Source organism: Paraburkholderia dilworthii (assembly GCF_000472525.1).
Classification (GTDB): domain Bacteria; phylum Pseudomonadota; class Gammaproteobacteria; order Burkholderiales; family Burkholderiaceae; genus Paraburkholderia; species Paraburkholderia dilworthii.
The window spans coordinates 1-3,874 of record NZ_AWZT01000115.1; the positions used below are offsets into that span (position 1 = coordinate 1).

The window sequence follows — 3,874 nt, forward strand, 5'->3', positions numbered from 1 at the left end:
AACGACATCGCGAGCATCGAATCCAACCAAGGTTTCAGCTTTCCTTGCCGTTGCAAATTGGCTAGTGGAAGTTCTGCAGGGAACCCCGGCGCTCCGATCCCCGCAACCAGCGCGTCGTAGTCGTGAGTTGTCGCAGGTCTGAGCAAACAACGGTCGGTCGCAACAATAGGGGTGGTCGTTTCCATTTTTTCTTGGACGTGGTCCGTTTGCCAAAGTTGGAATGCGTTGACCGTTCTGATTGTCGCCAATCTATGTCAGCCTGTCGAACGTCCCTTATTGGTCGCGTGCCGACTCATGCGATTGTTATACATGCTTCGGCGTTGCCCGTCTGCGTTCGGCAGCACCCGACCCACAAGCGACAGATGCGCCCCTCGAAAGCGGTCGTTGCAAATCAGTTCTGCACAGAATCCGATGGGATCCTGAATTGCACTTGAACGGCCTGCAGTTGTAGTCCACCTACTTATGCGTCTCGACCTCCTTCCAATAGCGTTTAGGCGCATGACCATAAAGGCGTTTGAACGCATGTCGGAAGGCGCTCTCCGATGAGTATCCGACTTGACTGGCGACGGCTGCGACCATCGATCCACGCCGCAAAAGATCACGTGCGATCCTCATTCGCCAGCGGAGCAGATAGTCGAGCGGGGTCAGGCCAACGAGCGACTTGAACCGCTTTGAGAATGCGGAGCGCGACATCGCCACAGCAGAGGACAGCATTTCCAATGTCCAGGGATGGGTCGCGTTGCCATGCATCAATCCTATTGCCTTTCCGATCCTGGAATCGGTTAGAGCGCTGATCCACCCAAAGTCTTTACCCTGATCTTGATCCAGAGCCGCGCGGAGAACCTGAACCAGAAGCACATCGACAAGCCTGTTCGTCACGATCGTTGCTCCGATTTGCGTCCCCCTGATCTCCGTCGAGATTATTTGAAGTGTGGAGCGGATGACCGATGCACACGGATGCTGTCCCGGTATGAGCAGAAAGCGTGGGAGCGAGTCCAGCAGCAGTTCGGCATCCGACGTTTCGAAGCTGAAGCTGCCCGCTACAAGAATGGTGTCGTCTCCCTCGTGATGCGCGACGTCTGACTGCTCCCAATTGAACATCGCTATCCCATCCTCAGGAAAGGCGCGCTCGTCGTTAGCGAGCACATAGCTCGGTGCGTTTGCCAGGAGGAAGGAGTCGCCGGCAGCAAGCGGGTGACGCGACCCATCGCCGAAATCCATCCAGCATTCTCCGCGAATAATCGCGCCAAATTTCAGCGCTGGCTTCGCGGGAAAGCGATACGACCAGTTTCCACTCGCTTCGAACCGTGTGCAACGCCCCGCGCGGACGTTCAGCAATGAAAAGACTTGAGATAAAGCGTCCATGGTTGATCCGATCGAGCCGATTTTGTGGACGTTCTAACATAGATCGTCTTTCCTCGCGATGCTAGGCTTGCGTCTCGGATCATTTCGAACGGAGCAATCCTATGGCTGGAATCAAAGGCAAAGTGGTCGTCATTACGGGAGCGAGCAGCGGCATTGGCGAAGCCACAGCGTTGCATCTTGCGGAACGCGGAGCCACCGTCGTACTAGGCGCGAGGCGACCCGAACGGCTTACGGCACTCTGCGAACGCATCGCTTCGAAAGGCGGAACGGCGACTTACCGCGTGACAGACGTCAAGCGACGCGAGGACGTTTCTCAACTTGTAGAACTGGCAGTCGAGCAACATGGGAAGCTGGATGTGCTGCTGAACAATGCGGGGATCGCTCCGATTTCCTTGCTCGATGAGTTGCGGGTCGAGGATTGGGAGAACATGATCGATGTCAACGTGAAGGGCGTTCTGTATGGAATTGCAGCGGCCCTGCCGATCTTCCGCCGGCAAGGCTTTGGACATTTCATCAACACGCTGTCCACGGCAGGGTTGCGAATCGTCCCGACAATGGCCGTATATGCGGGATCGAAGAACGCCGTCAGGGCAATTTCTGAAGGGCTTCGGCAGGAGGCGGGAGATAACCTGAGAGTAACGACCATCTCGCCAGGTTACGTGCACACGGAGCTTCCCTCTTCGATGTCCGATCCGGTGGCGCAGGAAAAAGGCCGGGCCGCAATGGAGAAGATGGCAATCCCGGCGGCGGCCATCGCCGATGCCATCGCTTTCGCTATAGGACAGCCGGACAACGTGGACGTCGGGGAAATCGTTGTCCGACCGACCGCCCAGGCGTGAGCGTGCTTTTCATCCGGTAGCTACGTCGGCACTTTGGCGTGGATAAACCTCTCGAACAACCGACCTGCTTGTCTTCTCGGCAGGCTCAGAAGCATAGGTAACCGGCGAGCGTAAATATGAGATAGCACCGTTGGGCGCCACTGCTGCCTGCCCCAATGTTGCCAATGTACAGGTCCGGCCCGAATGACCGCAGGTGGCCGAACCCGGTCCGACAGCAAACTCCGGCGAGGGGGCTGTACACCGCCGGACGCGATCGGCGGCACCCGACCCTCAACGGACCTTCGCAGTTCTCCAGAGCGGACGATCAGAGGTTCCCGCTATGTCAGTCCTATGTCGGCGCCTGCATATCCAGGGCCCTGAAGTTCGCGTTCTAAGACATTGTTTGCGCATTCTAACCATTTCGGAAACACCGCCCCGTCCATCGGGGTTCCCTTCCCGTTCGGTTCGCCCCATAAAGCAAGATTGCCGAGGAGCGCACCCAATACATCGGGCTTATCGAGCCGGTGCCATTCTCGTTCGAGAAACTGGAACATGATTAGATAGGCTTGACGCAATGTAACTGTGGATTCCATTGACGGAGTTTCCATTTTTCCCTCGACGCGACTGAAAAACAGAGGTTTATCTCGACACACCGCTCATGAACCCATTGACGTCAGTCCATTCGGAGCGACGGATTCAGGATCTGCAAGACCTCGGCGGTGCCGATAACTCGAGAGCCCTCTGCTACCTTTAGCTGTCTCCCGATCCAGAACGTTTGAGGGTATGCCTCAGGGGAGAGTAGCCAGACTTCGGCAAAGCTCTGCTCCCCGGTTGTCACGCTGTCCGTATCAACAAACTCGTGGTGAGCCGACGACCAATAGTCTGGTCGCACATCGTAAAGAGGACGGTAGCCAGACCTCACTTGTTTTAGCGCGCCCTCGATGGTGTGCTCAGTCAAAGCGAATTTCACCATCAGGTCGGGCCAGCGAATTGGACGAGTCATGTTTGGTCAACAGCTAAAGTGACGTCGTGATTGTCAGCGATCTTGGCAGTCATGTCGAACGTCTCAACCTGGCCGAGCCAAGCCATCGCGTCTATCGAAGTGTTCGTGTTCACCTGCGTCGAGCAGCTGTAAGGTGCATCCATCGAACTGCGACTATGCAAACAACAACTCCAACGACAATGAGGGCAATCCATGCTAACCATCCCTTCTTCGTAGTCGGAAGATCCACTGCTGCCGTCGCAGCGAACAGTAACAATACGATGGTCAGAGCACCGAAAATTGCCCGATGCAGCCATGAGAACACGCCGGTCGCACGATTGACCAGACTCCCTTCTCGATAGCGATTTTGCGACGGGCGTCGAAACTCGGGTCTCTTACTAAACAACATTTTTGAAAGTGTTCATTGATGGACTACTCGACGGTCCACCGTTGTCATCGGAAGAAGCCAACGTTGACGCGAACTGTCTGGCGTTTGTGCGTGCGATTGTCGACGATCTCAGTCGCACTGTCGAACGGCAGCTACTGGCCGATCGGTGCTTCACGCAGGCGGCACACGCGTACTGAGCCTGCACGACGCGGCGTTCGACTGCAGGCGACCCGAAGCCGCCGGTCAATTTGACGACAAGCGGTCACTTATATTGAGTGCGCGCGATATCGCCCGTACGCGAGCAGCACAAAAAACACCAAT

At 56.2% G+C, this 3,874-nt stretch carries 4 protein-coding genes; 1 reads left to right on the forward strand and 3 read right to left on the reverse strand.

Annotated features, from left to right (window positions below):
• The coding region (locus tag F759_RS43850) for a hypothetical protein (protein ID WP_209440546.1) at nucleotides 1–185 on the reverse strand (185 nt) is incomplete at its 3' end.
• Between the two features lie 271 nt (nucleotides 186–456).
• Nucleotides 457–1,365: an AraC family transcriptional regulator gene (locus tag F759_RS0135250; RefSeq protein WP_036026246.1), complete on the reverse strand. Its 909-nt coding sequence runs from the start codon at nucleotides 1,363–1,365 to the stop codon at nucleotides 457–459.
• A gap of 101 nt (nucleotides 1,366–1,466) precedes the next feature.
• On the opposite strand from F759_RS0135250, the gene F759_RS0135255 reads away from it, so the two are divergent.
• Nucleotides 1,467–2,204 (forward strand): SDR family oxidoreductase, encoded by a 738-nt coding sequence (locus F759_RS0135255; protein ID WP_027803891.1) that lies wholly within the window; start codon nucleotides 1,467–1,469, stop codon nucleotides 2,202–2,204.
• 317 nt (nucleotides 2,205–2,521) lie between these two features.
• On the opposite strand, the gene F759_RS0135260 is transcribed toward F759_RS0135255, so the two are convergent.
• On the reverse strand, nucleotides 2,522–2,776 hold the full coding sequence (locus F759_RS0135260) for a hypothetical protein (RefSeq protein WP_027803892.1): 255 nt from the start codon (nucleotides 2,774–2,776) through the stop codon (nucleotides 2,522–2,524).
• Nucleotides 2,777–3,874: the final 1,098 nt, after the last annotated feature.

Bases quoted from the DNA above. Each gene is read 5' to 3' on its own strand.
- F759_RS0135250 (WP_036026246.1), bottom strand. From the start codon at position 1,365: ATGGACGCTTTATCTCAAGTCTTTTCATTGCTGAACGTCCGCGCGGGG.
- F759_RS0135255 (WP_027803891.1), top strand. From the start codon at position 1,467: ATGGCTGGAATCAAAGGCAAAGTGGTCGTCATTACGGGAGCGAGCAGC.
- F759_RS0135260 (WP_027803892.1), bottom strand. From the start codon at position 2,776: ATGGAATCCACAGTTACATTGCGTCAAGCCTATCTAATCATGTTCCAG.